The 851-nt window shown below is 52.2% G+C and carries 1 rRNA gene; it reads left to right on the top strand.

Annotated features, from left to right (window positions below):
- Positions 1 to 851, top strand: a 23S ribosomal RNA gene (locus RH99_RS19455); the annotation flags it as partial.

Genomic DNA, 851 nt, shown 5'->3' with positions numbered 1-851 from the left:
ACACGTAGTATACACAGGTAGGTGAGGAGAGAATCCTAAGACCATCGGAAGAATCGTTGTTAAGGAACTCGGCAAATTGACCCCGTAACTTCGGGAGAAGGGGTGCCTACTTAATGTAGGCCGCAGAGGATAGGCCCAAGCAACTGTTTAGCAAAAACACAGGTCTCTGCTAAAGCGAAAGCTGATGTATAGGGGCTGACGCCTGCCCGGTGCTGGAAGGTTAAGGGGATCCGTTAGAGTAATCGAAGCGGTGAACTTAAGCCCCAGTAAACGGCGGCCGTAACTATAACGGTCCTAAGGTAGCGAAATTCCTTGTCGGGTAAGTTCCGACCCGCACGAATGGCGTAATGATTTGGGCACTGTCTCAACAACGAATCCGGCGAAATTGTAGTGCAAGTGAAGATGCTTGCTACCCGCGATTGGACGGAAAGACCCCGTAGAGCTTTACTGTAGTTTAGCATTGAGTTTCGGTATTGTCTGTACAGGATAGGTGGGAGACTTGGAAACAGGAGCGTCAGTTCCTGTGGAGTCGTCCTTGGGATACCACCCTGACAGTACTGAGATTCTAACCAGAGGCCATGAAGCTGGTCATGGGACATTGCTAGATGGGCAGTTTGACTGGGGCGGTCGCCTCCTAAAATGTAACGGAGGCGCCCAAAGGTTCCCTCAGCGCGGTTGGAAATCGCGCGTAGAGTGCAAAGGCATAAGGGAGCCTCACTGCGACACCAACAAGTGGAGCAGGGACGAAAGTCGGGCTTAGTGATCCGGTGGTACCTCGTGGGAGGGCCATCGCTCAACGGATAAAAGCTACCTCGGGGATAACAGGCTGATCTCCCCCAAATACTACGTGT

The organism is Clostridium arbusti SL206, assembly GCF_000246895.1.
GTDB classification, from domain to species: Bacteria; Bacillota; Clostridia; order Clostridiales; family Clostridiaceae; genus Clostridium_I; species Clostridium_I arbusti.
This window is presented reverse-complemented; position numbering and strand designations above follow the sequence as displayed.